This is a genomic window from Aquabacterium sp., from assembly GCF_036273115.1.
In the GTDB taxonomy this organism is placed as follows: domain Bacteria; phylum Pseudomonadota; class Gammaproteobacteria; order Burkholderiales; family Burkholderiaceae_C; genus Aquabacterium.
The window spans coordinates 71,746-94,308 of the sequence record NZ_DASUIN010000009.1 but is presented as its reverse complement, the minus strand read 5'-3'; the positions used below and the strand labels follow the sequence as shown (position 1 = coordinate 94,308).

General features: G+C 60.6%; 20 protein-coding genes. 3 read left to right on the top strand and 17 right to left on the bottom strand.

The genetic code is table 11. The annotated features are described in order from the left end of the window. Positions 1-229 precede the first annotated feature (229 nt). A complete protein-coding gene (locus VFW72_RS04065) occupies positions 230-1,915 on the top strand; it encodes an electron transfer flavoprotein-ubiquinone oxidoreductase (protein WP_329672990.1) in 1,686 nt (561 codons plus the stop codon). Between the two features lie 64 nt (positions 1,916-1,979). Here the strand turns inward: VFW72_RS04065 and VFW72_RS04060 are convergent, their stop codons facing one another. Together VFW72_RS04060 and tadA are read right to left on the bottom strand one after the other, a co-directional pair. After that, a complete protein-coding gene (locus VFW72_RS04060) occupies positions 1,980-2,243 on the bottom strand; it encodes a hypothetical protein (RefSeq protein WP_329672989.1) in 264 nt (87 codons plus the stop codon). 37 nt (positions 2,244-2,280) lie between these two features. Next, entirely contained in the window at positions 2,281-2,835 is a 555-nt protein-coding gene (gene tadA / locus VFW72_RS04055) for a tRNA adenosine(34) deaminase TadA (protein ID WP_329673018.1), read from the bottom strand. A gap of 147 nt (positions 2,836-2,982) precedes the next feature. Between tadA and VFW72_RS04050 the strand changes: the two genes are divergently transcribed. Continuing rightward, positions 2,983-3,645 (top strand): acetyltransferase, encoded by a 663-nt coding sequence (locus VFW72_RS04050; RefSeq protein ID WP_329672988.1) that lies wholly within the window; start codon positions 2,983-2,985, stop codon positions 3,643-3,645. Positions 3,646-3,675: 30 nt separating this feature from the next. On the opposite strand, the gene VFW72_RS04045 is transcribed toward VFW72_RS04050, so the two are convergent. The 6 genes from VFW72_RS04045 to VFW72_RS04020 all read right to left on the bottom strand — a co-directional run bounded on the left by VFW72_RS04045 (position 3,676) and on the right by VFW72_RS04020 (position 11,684). Continuing rightward, a complete protein-coding gene (locus VFW72_RS04045; RefSeq protein ID WP_329672987.1) occupies positions 3,676-5,541 on the bottom strand; it encodes a dipeptide ABC transporter ATP-binding protein in 1,866 nt (621 codons plus the stop codon). Between the two features lie 8 nt (positions 5,542-5,549). Beyond that, positions 5,550-7,019 carry an ABC transporter permease gene (locus tag VFW72_RS04040; protein ID WP_414638772.1) on the bottom strand — a complete coding sequence of 490 codons (1,470 nt, stop codon included), beginning with the start codon at positions 7,017-7,019 and terminating at the stop codon, positions 5,550-5,552. Positions 7,020-7,031: 12 nt separating this feature from the next. Next, positions 7,032-8,018, bottom strand: coding sequence for an ABC transporter permease (locus tag VFW72_RS04035; protein ID WP_329672985.1), 987 nt, complete (start codon positions 8,016-8,018; stop codon positions 7,032-7,034). Then, positions 8,018-10,249, bottom strand: a complete 2,232-nt coding sequence (locus VFW72_RS04030) for an ABC transporter substrate-binding protein (RefSeq protein ID WP_329672984.1) — start codon at positions 10,247-10,249, stop codon at positions 8,018-8,020. The genes VFW72_RS04035 and VFW72_RS04030 overlap by 1 nt, the downstream gene beginning before the upstream one ends. An 8-nt stretch (positions 10,250-10,257) precedes the next feature. Next, on the bottom strand, positions 10,258-11,193 hold the full coding sequence (locus tag VFW72_RS04025; RefSeq protein ID WP_329672983.1) for an LD-carboxypeptidase: 936 nt from the start codon (positions 11,191-11,193) through the stop codon (positions 10,258-10,260). A gap of 71 nt (positions 11,194-11,264) precedes the next feature. After that, positions 11,265-11,684 (bottom strand): hypothetical protein, encoded by a 420-nt coding sequence (locus VFW72_RS04020; RefSeq protein WP_329672982.1) that lies wholly within the window; start codon positions 11,682-11,684, stop codon positions 11,265-11,267. A 255-nt stretch (positions 11,685-11,939) separates the two neighbouring features. Here VFW72_RS04020 and VFW72_RS04015 point away from each other — a divergent pair, with 255 nt between their 5' ends. Next, positions 11,940-12,362: a GNAT family acetyltransferase gene (locus tag VFW72_RS04015; protein ID WP_329672981.1), complete on the top strand. Its 423-nt coding sequence runs from the start codon at positions 11,940-11,942 to the stop codon at positions 12,360-12,362. Positions 12,363-12,365: 3 nt separating this feature from the next. On the opposite strand, the gene VFW72_RS04010 is transcribed toward VFW72_RS04015, so the two are convergent. The 9 genes from VFW72_RS04010 to VFW72_RS03970 are packed head-to-tail and all read right to left on the bottom strand — an operon-like array spanning position 12,366 to position 22,559. Then, positions 12,366-12,785, bottom strand: a complete 420-nt coding sequence (locus VFW72_RS04010; RefSeq protein ID WP_329672980.1) for a YeeE/YedE family protein — start codon at positions 12,783-12,785, stop codon at positions 12,366-12,368. Positions 12,786-12,793: 8 nt separating this feature from the next. After that, on the bottom strand, positions 12,794-13,231 hold the full coding sequence (locus VFW72_RS04005) for a YeeE/YedE family protein (RefSeq protein ID WP_329672979.1): 438 nt from the start codon (positions 13,229-13,231) through the stop codon (positions 12,794-12,796). A gap of 59 nt (positions 13,232-13,290) precedes the next feature. Beyond that, positions 13,291-15,147: a long-chain fatty acid--CoA ligase gene (locus VFW72_RS04000; RefSeq protein ID WP_329672978.1), complete on the bottom strand. Its 1,857-nt coding sequence runs from the start codon at positions 15,145-15,147 to the stop codon at positions 13,291-13,293. Continuing rightward, positions 15,110-16,030 carry a 3-keto-5-aminohexanoate cleavage protein gene (locus VFW72_RS03995; protein ID WP_329672977.1) on the bottom strand — a complete coding sequence of 307 codons (921 nt, stop codon included), beginning with the start codon at positions 16,028-16,030 and terminating at the stop codon, positions 15,110-15,112. The genes VFW72_RS04000 and VFW72_RS03995 overlap by 38 nt, the downstream gene beginning before the upstream one ends. After that, a complete protein-coding gene (locus tag VFW72_RS03990; RefSeq protein ID WP_329672976.1) occupies positions 16,030-18,033 on the bottom strand; it encodes an acetyl/propionyl/methylcrotonyl-CoA carboxylase subunit alpha in 2,004 nt (667 codons plus the stop codon). The genes VFW72_RS03995 and VFW72_RS03990 overlap by 1 nt, the downstream gene beginning before the upstream one ends. 2 nt (positions 18,034-18,035) lie before the next feature. Continuing rightward, positions 18,036-18,851, bottom strand: coding sequence for an enoyl-CoA hydratase/isomerase family protein (locus VFW72_RS03985; protein WP_329672975.1), 816 nt, complete (start codon positions 18,849-18,851; stop codon positions 18,036-18,038). A gap of 2 nt (positions 18,852-18,853) precedes the next feature. Beyond that, complete coding sequence (locus VFW72_RS03980; RefSeq protein WP_329672974.1) at positions 18,854-20,008, bottom strand: acyl-CoA dehydrogenase family protein; 1,155 nt, start codon at positions 20,006-20,008, stop codon at positions 18,854-18,856. A 40-nt stretch (positions 20,009-20,048) separates the two neighbouring features. Beyond that, complete coding sequence (locus VFW72_RS03975) at positions 20,049-21,659, bottom strand: acyl-CoA carboxylase subunit beta (protein ID WP_329672973.1); 1,611 nt, start codon at positions 21,657-21,659, stop codon at positions 20,049-20,051. 18 nt (positions 21,660-21,677) lie between these two features. Continuing rightward, positions 21,678-22,559, bottom strand: coding sequence for an SDR family oxidoreductase (locus VFW72_RS03970; RefSeq protein WP_329672972.1), 882 nt, complete (start codon positions 22,557-22,559; stop codon positions 21,678-21,680). Positions 22,560-22,563: the final 4 nt, after the last annotated feature.

Genomic DNA, 22,563 nt, shown 5'->3' with positions numbered 1-22,563 from the left:
ACAGCTGAAACCTCAGAAACCATAGCACGTGAACCTCTCCGCACATTCAACAAAGTACGGTGCAAGCCACAGGTCATTTCATCGGCGTAAATTTGACAAGACATCTTGCCAGAATTTTGCGAACGATCGTGCTTTTTTTGTTGGAAATATCGGCTCACATACCCTTAGAATTGCGCACCTGCAAAGTATCCCCAAGACAAACACAAGTCACTACAGATAAGGAACCACGATGACGCCACAGGAAATCCTTGAACAGTTTGGTCCGCGCGAGTCGATGGAATATGACGTCGTCATCGTGGGCGCCGGCCCCGCCGGTCTGTCTACCGCCATCCGACTGAAGCAACTGGCAGAGAAGGCCGGCAAGGAAATCTCGGTTGTCGTGCTGGAAAAGGGCTCGGAGCCTGGCGCGCACATCCTCTCGGGCGCCGTGATGGACCCGATTGCCATGACCGAACTGTTCCCCAATTGGAAGGAACTGGGCGCCCCCCTGAACCAACCCGTGACCGGTGACGAAGTGCTGGTGCTGACCGAAACCGGCACCATCGCTACGCCCAAGGCCTTGATCCCCAACAACTTCCACAACGAAGGCAACTACGTCATCAGCCTCGGTAATGTGGTGCGTTGGCTGGGCCAGCAAGCTGAAGCCCTGGGCGTGGAAATCTTCCCCGGCTTTGCTGCTGCTGAAGTGCTGTACAACGACGATGGCTCCGTCAAGGGCGTGGCCACCGGCAACCTGGGTATCGACAAGAGCGGCGAGCCCACAGGCGACTTCCAGCTGGGCATGGAGTTGCTGGGCAAGTACACCATCTTCGCCGAAGGCGCACGTGGTCACCTGGGCAAGCAACTGATCGCCAAATTCAAGCTGGACGAAGGCAAGGACCCACAAAGCTACGCCATTGGCATCAAGGAACTGTGGGAAATCGATCCTGCCAAGGCCAAGCCTGGTCTGGTCGTGCACACCGCCGGCTGGCCCATGGACACCAAGACCTACGGTGGCGGCTTCCTGTATCACCTGGAAGACAACAAGGTCACTTTGGGCTTCGTAACCGGTCTGGACTACCAGAACCCCTGGCTGTCTCCTTTCGAGGAAATGCAGCGCTGGAAAACTCACCCCAGCATCAAGCCTTTGCTGGAAGGTGCCAAGCGTTTGAGCTACGGCGCGCGTGCCATCACCGCCGGTGGCATCCTGTCGCTGCCCAAGTTCGTGTTCCCCGGTGGTGCACTGGTGGGCTGTGACGCAGGCTTCCTGAACGCCGCTCGCATCAAGGGCTCGCACGCCGCCATGAAGACCGGCATGCTGTGCGCTGAAGCCATCTTCGACGCTCTGAACGCAGGCCGCCAGAGCGACGAACTGACGGCTTACCCTGCTTCGTTCGAGAAGAGCTGGCTGAAGGAAGAGCTGGACACCTCCAAGAACTTCAAGCAGTGGTTCAAGAAGGGCATGTTCGTCGGCATGATCATGACCGGCATCGAGCACTGGCTGCTGCCCAAGCTGGGCATCAAGGTCGCGCCTTGGACCATCCACCGCACCGAAGCCGATCACACTCGCCTGCTGCCCGCCGCACAGTGCGCCAAGATCGACTATCCGAAGCCCGATGGCAAGATCACCTTTGACCGCCTGAGCTCGGTGTTCGTGTCCAACACCAACCACAACGAGCACCAGCCCGCTCACTTGACACTGAAGAACGCTTCAGTGCCTGTGCAGATCAACCTGGCCAAGTACGCCGGTCCCGAGTCGCGTTACTGCCCTGCTGGCGTGTATGAATTCGTGAAGAATGAAGACAACACCGATCGCCTGCAGATCAATGCGCAAAACTGCGTGCACTGCAAGACCTGCGACATCAAGGACCCCACACAGAACATCGTGTGGATCACGCCTGAAGGCGGCGGCGGTCCTAACTACGCCGGCATGTAATCGAATAGATCATCCGAAAGGATGGTCCCAAAGGGAGCCGATGAGGCTCCCTTTTTTTGTGTCATCAAGGCTTGTCGACCTCACTCAATCCTTGATTCACTTGTGATGCTCGTTCTTGCATCGCTTTGTTCAAGTCATCCCTTACTTGATCTTGCAGCCTTCGCGCATCGTCACCCCGCCCCGCGTCGGGGAACGCCACGCCGGCACTCGATGCCGCCTGAGATGCCGCGAGCGGAACCGCTTGATGTGTCGCTGCCAGCTGATTCTTGGCCAGCACGGCCACGATGGCCAAGGCCACAACCAAGGACACCAAACCAAACACCTTCATACGGAACTCCTGGTAAGACGTGTCCGATCATCAGAGGTCACTCGTCTGGCGACTCGATGATTTGCCCCACGGGCAAGGGTTCATCCTCTTCGATGACGTCCATGCCATGCAAGGCCTGACGAGACGCGGCCGCGCGCCGCTCATCCCGCAGTGCCTTGATCTGCGCTCTGCGCTCGGCAAAGAACTGCTTGAGCAACTGGCTGCTGGCTTCCGCCAGCACACCGCCCACGATGTGGGTATGGTGGTTCAGTTGACGGTTGGCGAACAAATCAAGCACCGACCCGGCCACACCGGTTTTGGGGTCGGTCGCGGCGAAGACCACTCGCTTGAAGCGGGCGTGCATCAGCGCCATGGCACACATGGCGCAGGGCTCGAGGGTCACGAACAACTCGCACTCGGGAAGTCGGTAGTTCTTGAGCAAATCAGCCGCATGGCGCAAGGCCACGATCTCGGCGTGCGCAGTCGGGTCGTGCGTGGTGATGGGGCGGTTGTAGCCTGTGGCAATGATCTGCCCTTGCCGCATGATGACCGCCCCAACCGGCACTTCCCCCGCCAGCCAGGCATTGTGGGCCTGGTCCAGCGCGATGCGCATGGCGTATTCATCACCGGGAAGAATCTGGTCGCTCAATCGCCCACTCCATAAGGGTGCACCACGGCACCAGGCACTGCACATGGGCCCATGAGCCCGTCCTCTCGATCGATTTTATCGGCTTCGTCTGCCCGGTATTACACTGTTTTCATGGACAACATCGTCATCGTTGGCTCATCCGGCCACGCCAAGGTCATCATCGACATCGTGGAAAAGGCCGGACAGTACCGGCTGATCGGCTTGCTCGATCGTTTCCGGCAAATTGGCGAACTCACTTCAGGGCATGCCGTCTTGGGCGGCGAAGAACATTTGCCCGACCTGATTCAGACACATCAGATCGCCGGCGTGATCGTGGGCATTGGCGACAACTTCGTGCGCGCGCAAGTGGCAGCACGCATCCGAGCGCTGTGCCCTGACCTGCCCTTTGTCTCCGCCATCCACCCCAGTGCCCAAATCGGCAAAGGCGTTTCGATTGGAGCAGGGACCGTGGTGATGGCCGGCGCCTGCATCAACCCGGACACACGGGTGGGTGAGCATTGCATCGTCAACACGCGGGCGTCACTGGACCACGATTCGGTGCTGGGCGACTATGCCAGTCTGGCACCCGGCGTGACCACAGGCGGTGGCTGCAACATTGGTCCGTATGCTGCCATCAGCATCGGGGCCACACTGATCCACCGCGTTGAGATTGGAGAGCACGCCGTGATCGGTGCAGGTGCCGTGGTGACACGCTCGGTTGCCCCCCACGTGGTGGCTTTCGGTGTGCCGGCCAACACGGTGCGCCGCCGGGAAGCTGGCGACAAATACCTTTGACTTGTCGCCTCGGCGTTTAGGTTGCACGGATCAAATCGGGCGTTTAGGCACCGCGGCCAACAGCACCCTGGTGTAGTCGTGTGCTGGCCGGGTCAACACCGTCTCGGCATCTCCCTGCTCCACGATCTCGCCCTGACGCATCACCGCCACGTGGTCAGCCAGGTACGAGACCACGCCCATGTTGTGGGTGATGAACAGCAGCCCCAGGCCCAGTTGTTCCTGCAACTCGCGCAGCAAATTCAAGATCTGCGCTTGCACCGACACATCCAAAGCTGAAGTCGGCTCGTCGCAGACCAGCACCTGCGGCTCCACGGCCAGTGCTCGCGCAATGGCCAGGCGCTGCCGCTGCCCCCCGGAAAACTCGTGTGGGAAACGATCCAGCGCATCGGCGCGCAGCCCCACCTGCTCGATGAGTTGTTTGACCTTGTTGAGACGCTGCTCGGCTGACCAATCGGGCCGCAAGCTCAGCAAGCCTTCCTGCAGGATTTCCGAGACGCGCATGCGTGGGTTCAGCGAGGCAAAGGGATCTTGGAAAATCATTTGCACCGACCGACGCGCCAGCAACAAATCTGGCCCACTCAGCTGAAAGAGGTCGTGCCGGCCTGCGGGGGTCTCCAGCCAGGCTTGGCCCCCGACCTGGATCTGCGGCTGTCCGCGCAAGAGCTGCACAATGGCTCGCCCGGTTGTGGTCTTGCCGCAGCCTGACTCGCCCACCAAAGCCAGCGTCTGGCCCGCGGCCACTTGAAAGGTTACGCCCTTGACGGCGTCAAACACACGATCGGGCTTGAACAGGCCTTGCTGAGCGCGAAACGCCACACGCAGGTCTTTCACATCGAGCAGCACACGCCTTGTCTGCTCAGCCTGCCTAACTTGATCACGAGTCAATGCCGTGGTGCTGGCCATGCCTGCCGCCTCTGCACGGTCAGTGTCCATTGGATACCAGCAGCGAACCCGGCGCTGCGCCCCTTCCAGCAAGGGCGCTTCGCTTCGACAACGGTCTTGTGCGACATGGCAACGTGGCGCAAAGCGACAACCTTCGAAGGCTTGCCACAGAGGCGGCACGGTGCCAGCAATCGACACCAAAGGCTGACCCTTGCGTTCCGCATCGGGCAGGGCTTGCAGCAGCAGGCGCGCGTAGGGATGCCGAGGCTGGGCGAAGAACTGCGCGGCGGGTGCTTCTTCCACAATCTGCCCGGCATACATCAATGCCACGCGGTGGGCCATGTCCGCCACCACACCCAGGTCGTGGGTGATCAGAAGCAGGCCTAAGCGGCGTTCGCGCTGCAAGTCTTTGAGCAAGTCGAGCACCTGCTTCTGAATGGTCACATCCAGAGCGGTGGTCGGCTCGTCGGCAATCAGGAAATCAGGCTCGGCTGCCAGGGTCATGGCGATCATGACACGCTGCTTCTGCCCCCCGCTCATCTCGAATGGATAGCTGTCAATACGGCGCTCAGGCTCTGGAATGCCCACACGCTTGAGCCAATCAATGGCCTTGCGCCGTGCAGACTCGCCTCGCAGGCTGGTGTGGGTTTCAATGGCCTCCACGATCTGCTCGCCGACCCGCATGATCGGGTTCAGGCTGGTCGCTGGCTCCTGAAAGATGATGCCCACACGCCCACCCCGAATCTGGCGCATGGCCGACTCGGGCAAGCGCAGCAACTCGGTGGGTTTGGCATCAGGCACCGCGGCGCTGAGTGCGACACGCCCTGAGCGCACATGCCCGTTGTCGGGTAGCAATCGCATCAGGGCCAGTGCCGTCATGCTCTTGCCACAACCCGATTCGCCCACCAGGGCAAAGGTCTCGCCTCGCGACAGGGTCAGGCTCATGCCATCGATGGCGCGCACCAGCCCTGCGTCAGCATCCAGGCCCACATAGAGATCTTGAACTTGCAACATCATTGGCCTCAATTCTTGGCGAGTGCCGCAGCAGTTTTCATCTTCATGGGGCGGGCTACCTTGGCCCGCGGGTCGAATGCGTCGCGCACGGCATCGGCAAACAGGTTGGCCGCCAGCACCAGGGTCACCATGAAAGCAAAGGCCGCCGCGAAGGACCACCACACAACCGGATCGCGTGCCATTTCGCTGCGTGCCTGGTTGATCATGGTGCCAAAGCTGCTCATCGCGGGGTCAACGCCAATGCCCACGTAAGACAGCACGGCCTCGTAAAGGATGAGGCTGGAGAACTCCATCACCGTGGTGATCAAAACCAGGTGCATGACGTTGGGCAAGATGTGGCGGCGCATGATGCCCCAAGGCCCCACGCCAAAGGCGGTGGCGGCCTGCACATACTCCAGCTCGCGCAGCTTGAGGGTTTCAGCCCGCAACAGGCGGCACAGGCCTGCCCAGCCTGTTACACCCAGAATGACGCACAACAGGAAGATCTTCAGATCGGCCCGCTCCAGCCCAGTTTCAAACAGCTCGGGGTGCTTGTCCAGAAACACCTGAACCATGAGCACACACGCTGCAATCAACAAGATATTGGGTACGGAAGACAGCACGGTGTAGATGTACTGGATCACATCGTCGACCCAGCCCTTGAAATAGCCGGCCGCAATGCCCAGCGCCAAGGCCAAGGGCAAGGTGGCAATGGTGGCCAGTGAACCGATCACAAAGGCGGTGCGCACGCTCTTGATGGCGGTATAGAGCACATCGTTGCCCGTGCGGTCTGTCCCCAGCACATGGTAGCCCTGCCCCCAGCTCAAGGCACATCCAATACAGATGAGCGTGATGACAACCGACGAGCTCACCCACATGGCACGCCAGTGAATGGTGCGACGGCGCAACAGGGCCTGCGCGTCTTGCTCATGGATAGCCGAGCGCATCAACACACGCAAGCCAGCGGCCACGATCAAACCGAGCACCAGGCCGTAAGCGAAACGGCCCAGGACATCGCCAAGCCACTGCTGCTGAGGGTCCGTCAAACCGGCTCCCCCATGTTTGAGACGCGGGTAAGCACGTTTGGGCAACTCAGGTACACCCGCAGCATCGAGCTTGGGCTTGGCGCCCGCCTGAGGTGGCACAGCCTCCTTGACGAAGCCATGGGTGGCCAGCGGCTGCGAGTAGCTCTTTTCGCGGCTGGCGATGAGTTTGGCCAAGGCCAGATCCAGCACCGATTCGGTCCGGGTATCAAACGCAGCCGCACCGCCTGCCACATTGGGTAAGGCGCGGCGAAAATGCAGGCTGTCGACCAAGGTCACCAGGAGCATGGCCGCCAGCACCACGCACGAAGCCACTGCGGCACCGTTTTCGAAAACGCGGCGCCAGGCGGCTCGCAACACGGGGTCGCGCCAGACGCGCCACACATAGGCGCCCAGGGCCAACAGCAGCACCCACATGACCACATCGGTCCAGAGAATGACGGGTTTGAAAGACATCATCACACACCCTCACTGCATGCGAACACGGGGGTCAGCCAAGGTGTAGGCCACATCCACCAGAATGTTGGACAAGATGTAGAGCACCGAACCGAGGAAGACCATCGCCCGCACGATGGCGAAGTCCTGGCTGGCAATGGCGTCCATCATGTAGGCCCCCAAGCCAGGAATACCGAAGAAGCTCTCGGTCAACAAGCCACCCATGAACAGCCCTGGCAAGGATCCCCCCACGCTGGTCAGAATGGGCAGCATGGCGTTGCGCAGCACATGGCGCCCCATGATTTGTCCATCGCGCAGGCCTTTGGCGCGTGCGGTTCGCACATAGTCCTTGCCGACCTCTTCGAGGAACAGGGTGCGATAAAAGCGCGCGTGCCCGGCCAGGTTGGCCAGCAGCATCAGGCCAATGGGCAGCACCAGGAAACGAAGGGCATCCAAGCCATTGGCATAGCCCGACACCGGGGCCAGCTTGGCCCAGCGCGAAAAAATGTATTGCCCCACGATGATGTAGAACAGCGCCGAGATCGACATCATCACCACACAGGCCACCACGCCCCAGAAATCGACCGACGTCCCTCTGAACATCACCAGCCACAGCGAAAAGATGATGCTGGCCACCAAGCCCATCACAAACAACGGAAGAGTCAATTGCAGGCTCACGCCCATGCGCTGCTTGATCTGGTAGCCGATATCGCCGGCGCTGTCGTTGTCTGCACGGCCAAAGTCAAAAGCAAACAGGGACACGGAACGGTCCCAGAACACGGTGTCGGTCACGCAATCCAGGCCTTGGGCCTCGGCGTTGATCAACAAAGGCTTGTCGTACCCCCGCTCGGCTTTCCACTTTTCAATCTGCTCGGGTGTGACACGCTTGCCGCCGCCCACGTTCATGCGAGCCATGTCGTCGGTTGTGTTGACTGTGAAAAACAGAATGAAGGTGATCAGGTTGACCCCGATCAGCGTGAGCACCCCGTAGCCCAGGCGGCGAATCAGAAAACTCAACATCAACGATCTCCCTGAGCCACGGCGGTTTGCTGCTCTCGCACGCGGTACAGATGCCAGGCGCCCCACCCCATCAAGCCCAATAGGGCAAACAAGATGGCGAAGGGCCAATACAGAGGCTGGTTCCAGTCTTGCAGGCGCTGTACCCGCTCTTGGGTGTCAAGGCGGTAATACTGGGCCTGGTCTCGCACCATGATGCTGGGCTTGCCGTTGTGCACCCAGCGGTGATAGGCGCCCGAGGCATAGGGGAAGTAGCCCCAGGACCAGGGGGCGTCTTCTTGCAGGATACGGACCATGCGGTCGATCACGGCCTGCTTGGCGGGGCCGTCGTCCATGAAGCGCAACTGGCTGTAGAGACGGTCATACTCTTCGTTGGCGTAGTTGGCGGCGTTTTCGCCGTCATGCACCGATTTGGCGTTGGGGCCATACAGCAGGAACAGGAAGTTCTCTGCATCGGGATAGTCTGCCAACCACCCCCAGGTGATGATCTGGTGCTTGCCGCGCCGCACCTTGTCCTGGAACTGGTTGTAGTCGGTTGCGCGAACCTCCAACTGAATACCCAGTTTGGCAAACTGCTTGGCGGTCCAGTCGAGCATGGGCTTGGCTTCCGGAGTCGCTGGCCGACCATAGTCGTAGTACAGCACCAGCGGCTTGCCCGTCTTCGCATCGCGCCCATCAGGGTAGCCGGCCTCAGCCAACAGGTTGCGGGCCTCTTCCACCGAGCGGCGCACAGCCAAGCCGTTCACCCAACGGTGCGTCACCGGGTTGATGCCTTCTTGCGTGCCATGGCGGGACCCGAATACACCTCCCGGCAATGGACCATGCGCGACCTCCCCTGCTGCTTTGGGGAAGATTCGGTTGTATTCGTCCCAATCCACGGCAATGGAGATGGCCTGGCGCAGCTTGCGGTTGCGCGCTTGTTGCTCGGGGGTGTCGCCCTTGCCCACAACCGGATCCAACCAGTTGAAGCCCATGTAGCTGCTGGACAGGTCCACCGTGCGGGCCAGCACGATGCCCTTGTCAGTGAACTCCTTGTTGAACTTATCCGAGTCCTCCATCTGGATCTTGTAGGCATTGCCGTAGCTCATCTGGTCAAACTCGGGCAGATCCAGATAGCCCTGACGGAACTTCGCATCTTGCGAAACGCCTTCCTTTTCCAGATTGAAGACGATGGTATCGACAAAGGGGGTCTTCTTGCCGCAGTCGGTGAGCAGACCTGCTGCACGATCCTTGTCGGTCCCATCGCAGGGATACACGCCCCCCCGGTAATTCGGGTTGCGCTTGAGCACGTGCCGACGGTCTTGCACCGAAGTCCACATCATGTAAGGCCCCGTACCCACGGGCCAGGTGTTGAGCGACAGGCCATTGCCAGCCATCCCTGGCTGGGCGTAGAACGCATCGGCCTCCCAGGGCACCGGCGCCAGGAAAGTCATGGCCATCCAGTACTTCCATTGGGGGTACTTGCCCTTGATGCGCAGGACCAGGGTGTACTTGTCGGTTGCGCGCGCACCTTCCAGTGGCCATTGGCGGAAGTCAAGGAAGGGCTTGTCGCGTGTGGTGGGAGGCAAGTTGGCACGCAGCTTCTTGTCCTCTTGCTTGACCAGCTTGCCGTACTCAGCCAAGCCCACCACGTACTCGCTGAACACGCCGAACACCGGCGCAGCGGTACGCGTGGTGGCATGTCGCTTGATCGCGTACACATAGTCTTCCGCCGTCAACTCACGTGTGCCAGTCTGCTCAAACTCCCAGGGGCTGCGCTTTTGACCGATCTGCTCGCGCGTCAGGTGATGGTAGAGGTACTCGCCTTGCGCATTGCGCGCAAAGGCGGGATGGGGTGCAAACAACACGCCAGGCCGAATTCGGATGGTGTAGACGCTCTCGGCAATCTGATCGGCAGGGGCATCGTCTGGCAAGGGCTTGCCGGCACGGTCCACATAGTGGGGCTGCACAACTTCTTCCGCCGTCTTGGGAACCAGCGTGTAGGGCCGCTTGAGGTAATGGTAGCCATACAGCGGTTCGTAGATCTGGTAGGTGAACGGGGTCTCGTTGCTGCTGTAAGACGAGGTCGGATCCAGATACCGAGGCGAACGCTCATTGAAGGCGGTGTACAGGGTGTTTTCCTGCGCGGCGCCATCTGCATACGGGCTGTTGTTGCACCCGACGACCGTGGCTGCTGCCAGCCCCAATGCAAACACCTTGACCGAGCGACCCCAAAGACGTGCGAAACGCTGCATGGACACAATCACCACATGATGAAGGCTTCACGCCCCTGAACCACCAGATTGACCTGCCGGCCCAAAGGCAGACTGAGCTTGACTGGCACATGCCCGAATGGCAGCCCGGTGAGAATGGGCACCTGGGTCAACTCGCGTAGGTAATGAATGACCGATTTGAGGGTGTAACCACGGTCAAGTGGCGAGCGGCGGTACTCGGTAAAGGCACCCAACACAATGGCCCGCTGGCTGGACAGCACGCCGGCCTGGTGCAATTGCAGCAAGGCGCGCTCGATTCGGTAAGGATGCTCGTTGACATCTTCCAGGAAGAGCACCCCATTCTTGATTTTTGGGAAATGCGGTGTGGCCAGCAAAGCCTGCGTCACGGCCAGATTGCCCCCCCACAGGCGCCCAACCACGTCCAGGCCATCAAAATCAGCCTCGGTACGGAAACCCACGGCCTCCAGTTCTCCGGTCATGGCCTCGACAAAACATTCTTGGGTGACGTCATCGCCGCCTTCGGGCGAGTCGTCTCGGCCAAAGTCGTCACAGGCCATCGGGCCAGCCCAGAATCCCGCCGAGACACCTTCGCCCGGCTTGGCAGGGCCGGTGGCCTTGTGCGCCAAGGCTGCGAGTTGCAATGCGGTGACGTCGCTGTAGCCCACCCAGGCGGTGCCCTGTTCGACACTGCGAGCGATCTGCTTGAAGTCGAGGGTGTCGAGCAAACGGCTCAGGCCATAGCCGCCACGTGTGGCCAGTGCCACGGCCGGCGCAGCTTGTGCCACGCGGTGAATGGCGTCTCGGCGGGTGGCGTCGTCACCCGCGAAACGCTGGTGCTTGGTCAGGGCCGAGGCATCAACCGATGGCTCAAACCCCAGGGCGGTCAGGCGCTTGGTGGCCCGACGAACAGGCGCCGCAGCAGACACGATGCCCGCTGGGCTGTAAATGATCAATTGGCGCGACACAGAACCCCCGCGAATCGCTGCGTGATTGCAGCGACCACGAGTCTAAGTGCTGTGTGGCAATCAAACGATGCTCAGGTTCCCGAACGTTGCGGCTTGGCCAAGGTTTTGACCTGGAAAGTGCCATCACTGTCAAACAACCAGGCCTCCACAAAGCCATTGCGACTCAGTTCCTGCCGCACTGGTTCAGGCACCGACTCCACCTGCGCGCGCTGAACGGTTTCCAGTGCCCGGGCGAGCATTTCAGGCTGCTCATCGTTGGTGCGCAACACATCGGCCACGAAATGGCCATCGTCGGCCATCTTCACATTGAGCACGATCACGGCTCGCAACAATGGCTGAGGGTTGCGGTCATGCACCAGTTCTGGCGACCCCGCGTACACCGCGCGGGCGAAGTCTTTGCGGAACTCGTCCAACGGGCCTGCAAAGGCGGGCTTGGCCGCCGCCAGCAAAGAGGCTGCGAGCAAACTGAAACAGACTGTTTTTGCCATCATGAGGGGCTCCTGGTTCTCCAGACACCTCATTGAGCGTATGCCTGTGGCAGGCCCTTGTGTCAGCCACAGGGCACCGGGGGACACAAGGCTACGTGCGGAAGTTCACAAGACCCTCAGTTTCGTGCGATGCAGGACATGGCCAAACCGGCTTGAGTCTTCGTTGGGCGGGCCCCCAAAGGGCTTCGCCGCCACACGGCGACCGAAAGCCCCCAGATACAACCCGTGACAAAAAACGGCTTCAGTTAGACTGGGCTCATGGAGATCCGCCCTTACCAAGCCAGCGACGAGACCGCTGTGATCGAACTCTGGCAGCGCTGTGAGCTCACCCGCCCATGGAATGACCCGCACAAGGACATCGCCCGCAAAATGGCGGTGCAGCCAGAGCTATTTTTTGTGGGGGTGCAAAATGGCCAATTGGTCGCCAGCGCCATGGCGGGGTTCGACGGCCATCGCGGTTGGGTGAATTACCTGGCCGTGCACCCGCTGTGGCAGCGACAGGGCTTGGCGCGCCAACTCATGCGCCATGTTGAACAGGCGCTTCAAGCCATCGGGTGCCCCAAGCTGAACCTGCAGGTGCGAACTGGCAACCTGCAGGCCATGGCCTTCTATGAGGCCATCGGCTATGGGCAAGACGAGGTGGTCAGCCTGGGCAAACGACTGATTTCAGATCAGCACTGATCTTTACTTGTGGCGCGGATGGATGGTGCGGTCCAGCCAGCCACCCAACAGCATGGCGGGCACAAACAGCCACACCTCCGTGTTGCTGGACAGCACCGAAGCCAAGGCGGGCCCAGGGCAATAGCCGGTCAGCCCCCAACCCACACCAAAAATGGCCGCCCCGGCGATCAAGCGCCGATCCAGCGCCACGGCGCTGGGCAGGTAAAAGCGCTCAGCCAACCAGGGCTTGCCACGCTTCAAAACCAGGGCAAAGGCCACCAGGGTCACCATCACGGCGCCGCCCATCACGAAGGCCAGGCTCGGGTCCCAGTGCCCGGCCACATCCAGAAAATCGAGCACCTTGACCGGATTGGTCATGCCCGCCAAAGCCAGGCCCACACCAAACAAGGCGCCCGCGATCAAGCAAACAAATAGCTTCAGCATGGGGCACCTCAGGCTGCAAGGAGGTGGCGCACCACCCAAACGGTCAGGCCACCCGTAGCCATGAAGGTCAGCGTGGCCACCAGGGAGCGCCAGGAACGGCGCCCCAAACCACACACACCATGCCCGCTGGTGCAACCGTTACCCAAAGACGTGCCGTAGCCCACCAAGGCGCCGCCCGCCACAATGACCCAAGGCGACATGCCCGCGCGAGGGCCCACCGACCCATACCCGAACAGGAAGCAAACGGAGGCCCCCAGCACCATGCCCAACAGAAACACGGCACGCCAGGTGGCTTCGGTTTGAAGCCCCGCTCGCAAACTGGAAAACAAGCCATGGGCCATGTTGCTGATGCCGGCAATGCGACCGGTGGCAAAGAGCAACAGCGTAGCCGACAGGCCAATCAAAACGCCCCCTGCCAGAGCCTGGGCGATGGATGAAACAGTCAACACAAAACTACCTGATCACGTGTCAAAAAACCCCTCAATGATGACACGTGATCGGCGGTTCAGTCTTTGTAGAGGCCATCCACCACGTCACGGTAGCGGTCCAGTACCACCTTGCGCTTGACCTTCATGGTGGGAGTCAGCTCGCCGGACTCGATCGTCAACGATTGCGGCAAGACCGTGAACTTGCGGATGTGCGCCACCCGGGCATGCCGGGTGTTCACATGGTCCACCCCTTTTTGCAGCTCGGCCAGCACCGTGGGATGCTGATGGAGTCCCTCGCCACTCAGATGATGTTGGCGCGCAAAATCGGCCAAAGCATCAGGCATCAAGGTCAGCATGGCCGTCAGATAGTGGCGCCCGTCGCCACACACCACGGCGTGCTCGACCAGGTGCGTGTTCATCAGGTCGGCCTCGATGTTGGCCGGCGAAATGTTCTTGCCGCCCGAGGTGATCAGCAGGTCTTTCTTGCGCCCCGTGATGTAGAGGTAGCCCTCTTCATCCATGTGCCCCAGATCACCTGAAGCCAACCAGCCATCGACCAGAGCCTCGGCTGTGCCTGCAGGATTTCCGGCATAGCCTCTGAAAATATGGGGACCTCGCACGAAGATCTCACCGTCATCCGCAATACGGACCTCAGCACCATCCACCGGGCGCCCCACTGAGCCCAGCTTGGTGGCACCCGGCACACTCAAGGTGGTGGCGCCACAGCTTTCAGACTGGCCGTACACCTCTCGAATGACCATGTCGAGCCCGGTGAAGAACTTCAGCATCTCTGCGGAAATGGGCGCGGCGCCTGTGGCCAGCATGTGGGCCTGATCCAGGCCAATCGCCGCTTTGACCTTCTTCAGGATCAAGGCCTCGGCCACACGCATTTTCAAGGTAACCCAAGGGCCCGGCATCTCGCCCTTGAGTCGAAGCTCATGCCATTGCGAGGCCACGTCCAGGGCCCACCGGGCCAGATGAGCCTTGGCGCCGGTCGCCGCATCGAGCTTGGCGGTGATCCCCGCATGCATTTTTTCCCACACCCGAGGCACACCAAAGAAGATGGTGGGACGCACCTCCTTCAAGTGGTCGCTCAGCTCTTCCAGCTTTCTGGCGAAATAGACTGGAAAGCCCTGCAGGGCTGGACTGTGAACCGAAATCATCTGTTCTGCCACGTGTGCCAAAGGCAGATACGAGATCACACGTTGGTCGGCTGTGGCCCCCAGCGCACCGCACAAAGACTGCGCACTCCACGACAGATTCGCGTGGGTCAGAACCACGGCCTTCGACGGCCCTGTCGTGCCCGATGTGTAGATATAGGTCCCGGGGTCCTCGGGATGGATCGCTTGCAAGCGCTCATCGACCTGCTTTTGCAAGCTACCCTCACCCATGCGCAAAAACTCATGCCAGCCAATGGTGCCCGTCACCGATGGCCGCCCATCGTCCATGCGCACCACATGCTTGAGGTGCTTGAGGCCATCTCTCAATGCAGCGATCTTTTGATAGCGCTCTTCGTTTTCGATCAACAGCACCGGCGACTGCGAATGGTTGAGGATGTACTCGACCTCAGACACGGAACTGGTCCAGTAGATGCCAGCCGGCACTGCCCCCACCAGCATGGCCGCCATGTCCATGATGATCCACTCGGGGCGATTGAAGCCCAGAATGCACACCACCTGACCGGGCTGAACGCCCAAAGCGACCAAGCCACGGGCAGCGGCCTGAACCTGTTCGGCGTATTGCGCCCAGGTGGTGGGCTGCCAGCCCTTCTCATCACGAACAAAGTAACCTGGCCGCGTGGCGTATCGCTGCGCGGAGCGCAGGAATCGTGCGGGTGTCGACATGAAACCCACGCTCGACGGCACAGGTGTCAAGGACGGACGCTCGTCGCCCTGCTCAGGCGGCAAGTCCTTCAACAATGCTGGTTGCCCCATATTTGTCTCCTGCTTGTAGTCCGAGGATGGCGCGCGCTTCGGCGGGCGAAGCGATTTCACGACCCGCATTGCGGGCGCACTGAGCCAGCGCTTCGATCAGCTGACCGTTACCAGGCGTGCGCTCCCCGTTGGGCAGGTAGAAGGTGTCTTCGACACCGGTGCGGAGCATGCCGCCCAGATCGGCCGTGGCCTGGTGCACAGGCCAGATCTCCTGACGGCCAATCAAGGTCGTTTGCCAGATGGCACCGGGCTCGCGGTACTTCACCAGCAAAGCCAGCAGGTCCGCATCGACCGGCATACCCGAGGCCACACCCATCACGAAGTTGTATTCGAGGTGGTCGGTCATGCCGTTTTTCTTGTACATGCCAACCGAGCGAACAATGCCCACATCGAAGCATTCAAACTCGGGGTTGGTGCCGGTTTCCTTCATGACGTCAAGCATGGCTTTGACCTTGTCTACCTGGTTGTCGAACAGCATGGGGGGCCAGGCCCACGAGCCATCGTCCTTGATCTTCAGGTAGTTCAGGCTGCCCGCATTGCAGGCGGCAATTTCCGGACGAATGCGGCGAATGCAGGCGACGGGGCCAGAGATGTCCTTCCCAATGACACCCGTGGTCAGGTTGATGATGACGCCGGGGCAAGCCTCGCGAATGGCGATGTCGATCTCGGCGGCCACCTGTGGGTCCCAGCTGGGCAGGTGCCCCATGCCGTCGACTTGCTGACGCAAGTGAACGTGCATGATCGATGCGCCCGCGTTGTAGGCATCGCGCGCCGCAGCAGCCATTTCCGCCGGGGTGACCGGCACAGGGTGTTGTTTGGGATTCGTCAGCACACCCGTGAGGGCACACGTCAAGATCGCCTTGTCTTTCGCGTTGTTGCTCATCATGACTCCTTCGCTTCCGTTTCGATCAGTTCCAGCTCGACGATCAGGGCCTGGGCTTGCACCTGGTCTCCTGTCGCGCCGGCCACGGCCTTCACCACGCCCGGCGCTTGCGCACAGAGCCACATTTCCATCTTCATCGCCTCGACGCTGACCAATTGCTGGCCGGCTTCGACTCGGTCACCTTCTTTGACCAGCACTTGGGCAATCACCCCGGCTACCGGCGACACCGCCCGACGCGGATCGTTCGCCTGATCTTGCGAAGGCCAAGGGGACACTTCCGTGAACACGAAGGTCGCAGCCTGCATCACGATATGCAAGCTGGCACCAGCCCATACGGCCAACACCTTTTTGCGTACGCCATTGAGCTCATATCGCAGGGTGCCGCCTGCCCGTCCAGCCTCGTGGTCGATGATCCTCAAGGTGGCGCCCTCACCTTCGCCTTGAAGGCGCAAGTGAACGGTGCCATCCGTCGCGGGGGTGACCCGCACACCGATGGTTTGTCCATCCGCTTGCAACTTCAGGTCGTAAGCCGCCACACTGGCCGACCGCACATGCCCGAAATGCCCGGCTTGGGCCGCGTCCTTTCTGCAGAAGGCCGCAGCAGCCACCAACACGGCCTCGCGTGGCGCGACTGGACGCTGCATGATGGACTCGGCATCCTCCAGCCATTGATCGATCAAGGTGGTGGTCATCTCCCCTCGACGGAAAGCGGGATGATCGACCAGATCGCGCAAGAATCGCGAGTTGTTCTTCAAGCCCAGCAGCGGGGCATCGTCGAGCACGGCCATCAGTCGGCGAATGGCATCGTCACGATCACGACCATGCACAATCAGCTTGGCCACCATGGCGTCGTAGAACGGCGTGACTTCGCCGCCTTCCCGAATGCCATCGTCAATGCGCACGCCTTCATACAAGGCTCGCTCGGGTCGCCACCAGTGGATCGGACCGGTCTGGGGTGCAAAACCACTGTAGGGGTCTTCCGCGTACAGACGTGCTTCGATGGCATGGCCCGTCAGGGTGATGTCAGATTGCTTGACGGGCAAGGGCTGGCCCGAAGCCACGCGCAACTGCCACTCCACCAAGTCGAACCCCGAGATCATTTCCGTCACAGGGTGTTCCACCTGCAAGCGCGTATTCATCTCCAGGAAGTAATAGTTCAGCTTGTCGTCAACAATGAACTCAATGGTGCCAGCCCCACGGTAGCCCACGGCCAGCGCGGCTGCCACGGCGTCCTTGCCCATGCTGGCACGCATCTCAGGGCTCACCACGGGCGATGGCGCCTCTTCAATCACCTTCTGGCGGCGCCGCTGAGCCGTGCAGTCACGCTCCCCCACGTACACAGCATTGCCATGCGCATCGGCAAACACTTGAATCTCGATGTGCCGGCCATTGAGAATCAGCCGCTCCAACATCAAGGTGCCATCACCAAACGCACTTTGCGCTTCACGGCGCGCACTCACAATGGCCTGGGCCAGGTCGGCTTGCTTGTGAACCAGACGCATGCCTCGGCCACCGCCTCCGCTCACGGCTTTGACCAACAAGGGGTAGCCCAAGCGCTCGGCCTCGGCCAGCAGCCGCTCTTCGCTCTGGTCCTCCCCCAGATAACCCGGCGCTGTGGGCACCCGAGCTTCGATCATGCGGGCCTTGGCGCCCGCCTTGTCCCCCATCACCCGAATCGCTTCAGGTGGCGGACCAATGAAGATCACGCCCGCATCGGCGCAGGCCTGCGCAAAGCCGGCGTTCTCCGACAAGAAGCCATAGCCCGGATGAATCGCATTGGCTCCGGTCTGCTTGGCCACCTCAATCAGGCGCTCGCCACGCAAGTACGACTCGGAGGCCGGCGCAGGACCAATGCAGACGGCTTCGTCGGCCAGATCGACATGAGGCGCACGCGCATCGGCCTCTGAATACACCGCCACCGTGCGGTAGCCCAGCTTGCGTGCCGTACGAATCACGCGGCAAGCGATCTCGCCACGGTTGGCGATCAGAATCTTATTGATCACGTTCAGGACTCCTGAGGCACCCAGCTCGGTTGACGCTTTTGCATGAAGGCCGCCGTGCCCTCCTGCCCTTCTGCACTCTGGATGGCTTGCGAGAACAATTGAGCTGCGTCTTCGATCAAGTCTTGTGGTTCTTCCAGGCGAGCACGCGCCAGTAACTTCTTGGTGGTGGCAATGGCACCGGGGGCGCAGGCCATCATGCGTGTGGCCACTTGCTTGACCGCCGCATTCAGGCTCTCGGCATCGGCATGCACTTCATGCACAAGACGAATGGCCAAAGCTTCAGATGCCTCGACCTTGCCGCCGGTGACTGCGAGGCGCTTGGCTTCGGCATAGCCAATCCGCTCGACCAGGAAAGGAGCGATCTGCGCAGGCACAACACCCAAGGACGTCTCGGGCAAGCGGAACACCACGTTGTTCAGGGCCAGCGTCACATCCGACACACAAGCCAGACCAAAGCCTCCGCCCATGACCGAGCCTTCCAGCACGGTGACGATGGGCAAAGGTGAACGGGCGTATGCCAGGCACAAGCGGCCAAACTTGGCGTTCACCACCGCCATGGCGTCTTTGTCACCCGCAGCCATCTTCATGCGCGCCTGGGCCATGTCACCAATGTCTCCGCCCGCGCAAAAGTGCCCGCCGTTGCCACGCACCACCACTACCCGAACAGTAGGGTCGGCTTCGGCCCCGCCCAGCACATCGGTCAACTCGCCCACCATATCCAGCGACATGGCGTTGCGGACTTCAGGCCGGTTCAAGGTGATGGTCAGCACACCCGCGGTGTGATCCAGCAGCAAAGTTTTCATCTGAGACTCGGCCATGATCACTTCGCCTTCTTGGGCAGGGTGCCTTCCAGCTTGGCGATGATGCCCAGCATGATCTCGTCGGCCCCACCGCCGATCGACACCAAGCGGCCATCCCGATACGCACGAGAAATCGGGTTATCCCAGGTGAAGCCCATGCCGCCCCAGTATTGCAGGCAGGCATCGGTGGTCTCGCGAATCAGACGACCGCATTTGAGCTTGGCCATCGACGCCAGACGGGTCACATCCTTGCCCGACACATACTCTTCCACTGCGCGGTAAACCAGCGAACGCAGGGCTTCCACTTCGGTGCGCAACTCGGCCATGCGGAAATGGATGACCTGATTGTTGATCAAAGGCTGACCAAAGGTATGACGCTCACGGGTGTACTCAATGGTTTGATCGATCAAACGATCCAACATCTTGAGCGAGTTGGCTGCGCCATACAAACGTTCTTCCTGGAACTGCAGCATCTGCATCATGAAGCCCGTGCCTTCGGAGCCGATCAGGTTGCGCTTGGGCACACGCACGTTGTCGAAAAAGATCTGTGCGGTGTCCGACGCATTCATGCCAATCTTCTTGATCTTCTGGCGCTCAATGCCCTTGGCATCCATCGGCACGATGATCAGCGACTTATTCGAGTGCACAGGACCTTCTGATGTGTTGGCCAACAAACAGCACCAGTCCGCTTGCATGCCATTGGTGATCCACATCTTGGAACCATTGATCACATAGTCATCACCTTCACTGCGCGCGGTCGTCTTCAAGGCTGCCACGTCAGACCCGCCCCCCACTTCGCTCACGCCAATGCAACCGACCATGTCACCCGCAATCGCTGGCGCCAGGTACTCCTTGCGCAAGGCATCCGAGCCAAAGCGAGCCAGAGCCGGAGTACACATGTCGGTCTGCACACCAATGGCCATGGGCACGCCCCCACAGTTCGCGGCACCCAGAGCTTCAGACACCACCATCGAGTAAGAAAAGTCCAGCCCCAGGCCACCATATTCCGTGGGGTACTTCACCCCCAGCAGCCCCAGGTTCGCCATTTTTTTGAAAACCTCGTGGGCAGGAAAAATCTCGGCCTCCTCCCACTGGTCGATATAGGGGTTGAGTTCGTTATCGACGAAACGCTTGACGGTTTCCGACAGGGCCAGGTGTTCAGGGGTGAATTGCATGCTTTGTCTCCTCGGTGTCAGTTCAAATAGCCAGCTCGTCTTACATGCGAGCCACGCCAAAGGCATTGGGGTGCAAGGGGCGGCGATCGGCCTCGGCAGCCATGTCCAGACACATGGCCAACACACGACGGGTATCTCGTGGGTCGATGATTCCGTCATCCCACAACCGTGCGGTGCCAAACAGCACATTCGACTCGGCGTCCAGGCGCTTGCGAATCTCGGCTGACATGCCTTCCAACATGGCGTCGTTCACCGGCATGCCGGCGCGCTCCATCTTTCCGCGGGTGACGATCTCCATGACCTTGGCGGCCTGGGCTCCCCCCATCACAGCCGTGCGGGCCGATGGCCAAGAGAAGATGAAGCGAGGATCAAAGCCGCGCCCACACATGCCGTAGTTACCAGCCCCAAACGAGCCATTGAGCACCACGGTGAACTTCGGCACGCGTGCATTGGCCACCGCCTGAATCATCTTGGAGCCATGCTTGATGGCCCCACCCTTTTCTGCGGCCGACCCCACCATGTAGCCGGTGGTGTTCTGCAAGAAAACCAGCGGCGTGCCACTTTGGTCGCACAACTGAATGAATTGCGCCGCCTTGACGGAGCCATTGGGCTGAATCGGCCCGTTGTTGCCCAAAATGCCGACCAGATGGCCATTGATGCGCGCGTGACCACACAAGGTTTCCGGCGCGTAGTTGGCCTTGAATTCCAGGAAATCGGAGCCATCCACGACACGCGCAATCACCTCGCGTGTGTCGAAAGGCTCGCGGTCATCGGCAGGAATGCAACCCAGCAACTCTTCTTCCGGGTACGCCGGCGCAGGCGCCGTGCGATGGCCATCCACCTGATCCCATTGAATCTTGTCGATCACCTCGCGCGCCATTGCAATGGCGTGGGCATCGTCTTCGCACAGATACTCACCCAAACCGGTGACCTGCGCATGCATGTCAGCGCCACCCAACTCTTCGTCAGTGGTGTCCTCTCCAATGGCGGCCTTCACCAGGGGAGGACCAGCCAGATAGATCGACGAACGATCACGCACGAGGACCACATAGTCTGACAAGCCTGGCAAGTAAGCACCGCCTGCCGTGGATGACCCATGCACCACGGCAATCTGCGGAATCCCTGCCGCTGACAAGCGAGCCTGGTTGGCAAAACTGCGCCCCCCCTCCACAAAGATCTCGCTTTGGTACATCAGGTTGGCGCCACCGCTTTCCACCAGGTACACCAGTGGCAGCTTGTTTTCGCGCGCAATCTCCTGAGCTCGCAAACCCTTGCGCAAGCCCATGGGTGACACCGTGCCGCCTTTGAGCGAACTGTCGCTGGCGCTGATCATCACGCGCTTGCCAGCCACCACGCCAATGCCCACGATGGAGCCGCCGCCCAGCACCGAACGTTTGCCATCGTCGTCATGCATGCCGAGGCCGGCCAGCGTGCTCAGTTCCAAAAAGGGCGAATTGCGATCAAGCAGGCGCGCCACGCGCTCGCGAGGCAGCAACTGGCCACGCTTTTCAAACTTGTCACGCTTGCTGGCCGATTCATCGCGAACCTGCTGCTCCAGTGCTCGAACCTGGCCAAGTCGTTCCGACATCTTGTCCACATTGGTGCGGAACGAGTCGGACTTGGTATTCAGTGCAGAACGTAATACGGGCATGAAAACAATCCTTCAGATTCAGCCTTGCAGCACCTTGGGCAAGGTCGCCCGATGGAAGCCGTCGAATGTGGGAGCGGGCGGGTGGTCCATGCTCGGGAACACCGAACTGTGCAAAGGCGCACCGCCGTCAATGGCCAATGTCACCCCGGTGATGAAGGCCGCCCCTGGGCTCAGCAGAAAGCAAATGGCGGCACTGACTTCTGCCTCCAAGCCCATGCGGCGCATGGGCACCTTGTTCTTCAAGTCATGGATGATGGGCGCCATCGCAGGACCATAAGAATCCATGCCCGACGAGGCAATCCAGCCTGGCGCCACGGCATTCACCCTCACCCCAGACACTGCCCACTCAAAGGCTGCCGTCTTGGTCAGGTTGACCATGCCGGCGCGAGCCGCACCAGAGTGCCCCATTCCAGGCATGCCATTCCACATATCGGCAGTCATGTTCACCATGGCGCCGCCATGCTTTTGCATGGATTGATTGAATACCTCGCGGGCCATCAGAAAGCCCCCGGTCAGGTTGTTGGCCACCACGGCGTCGAAACCACGCTTGGAAATCGCTTGCAAGGGCGCAGGAAACTGCCCACCTGCGTTGTTGACCAAGCCATGAATACGGCCGTGCTTCGCCACGATCGCAGCCACGGCCGCTTTCACCTGGTCCTCGTCGCGAATGTCAAAGGCGGCTGTATCAGCCTTGCCACCGTCCTCCACGATTTCGGCCACGACCTTGTCCAGCTTTTCCTGGGTGCGGCCGGTGATCACCACGGTAGCCCCCAGAGACGCGAGCTCATGCGCCACGCAACGACCAATGCCGCTACCGCCCCCGGTGACAACGTGTACTTGGCCGGCAAACAGCCCCGGCGCCAGAACGCTGCTGTACTTTGTTTTTCCCAAATTGCTCATCACT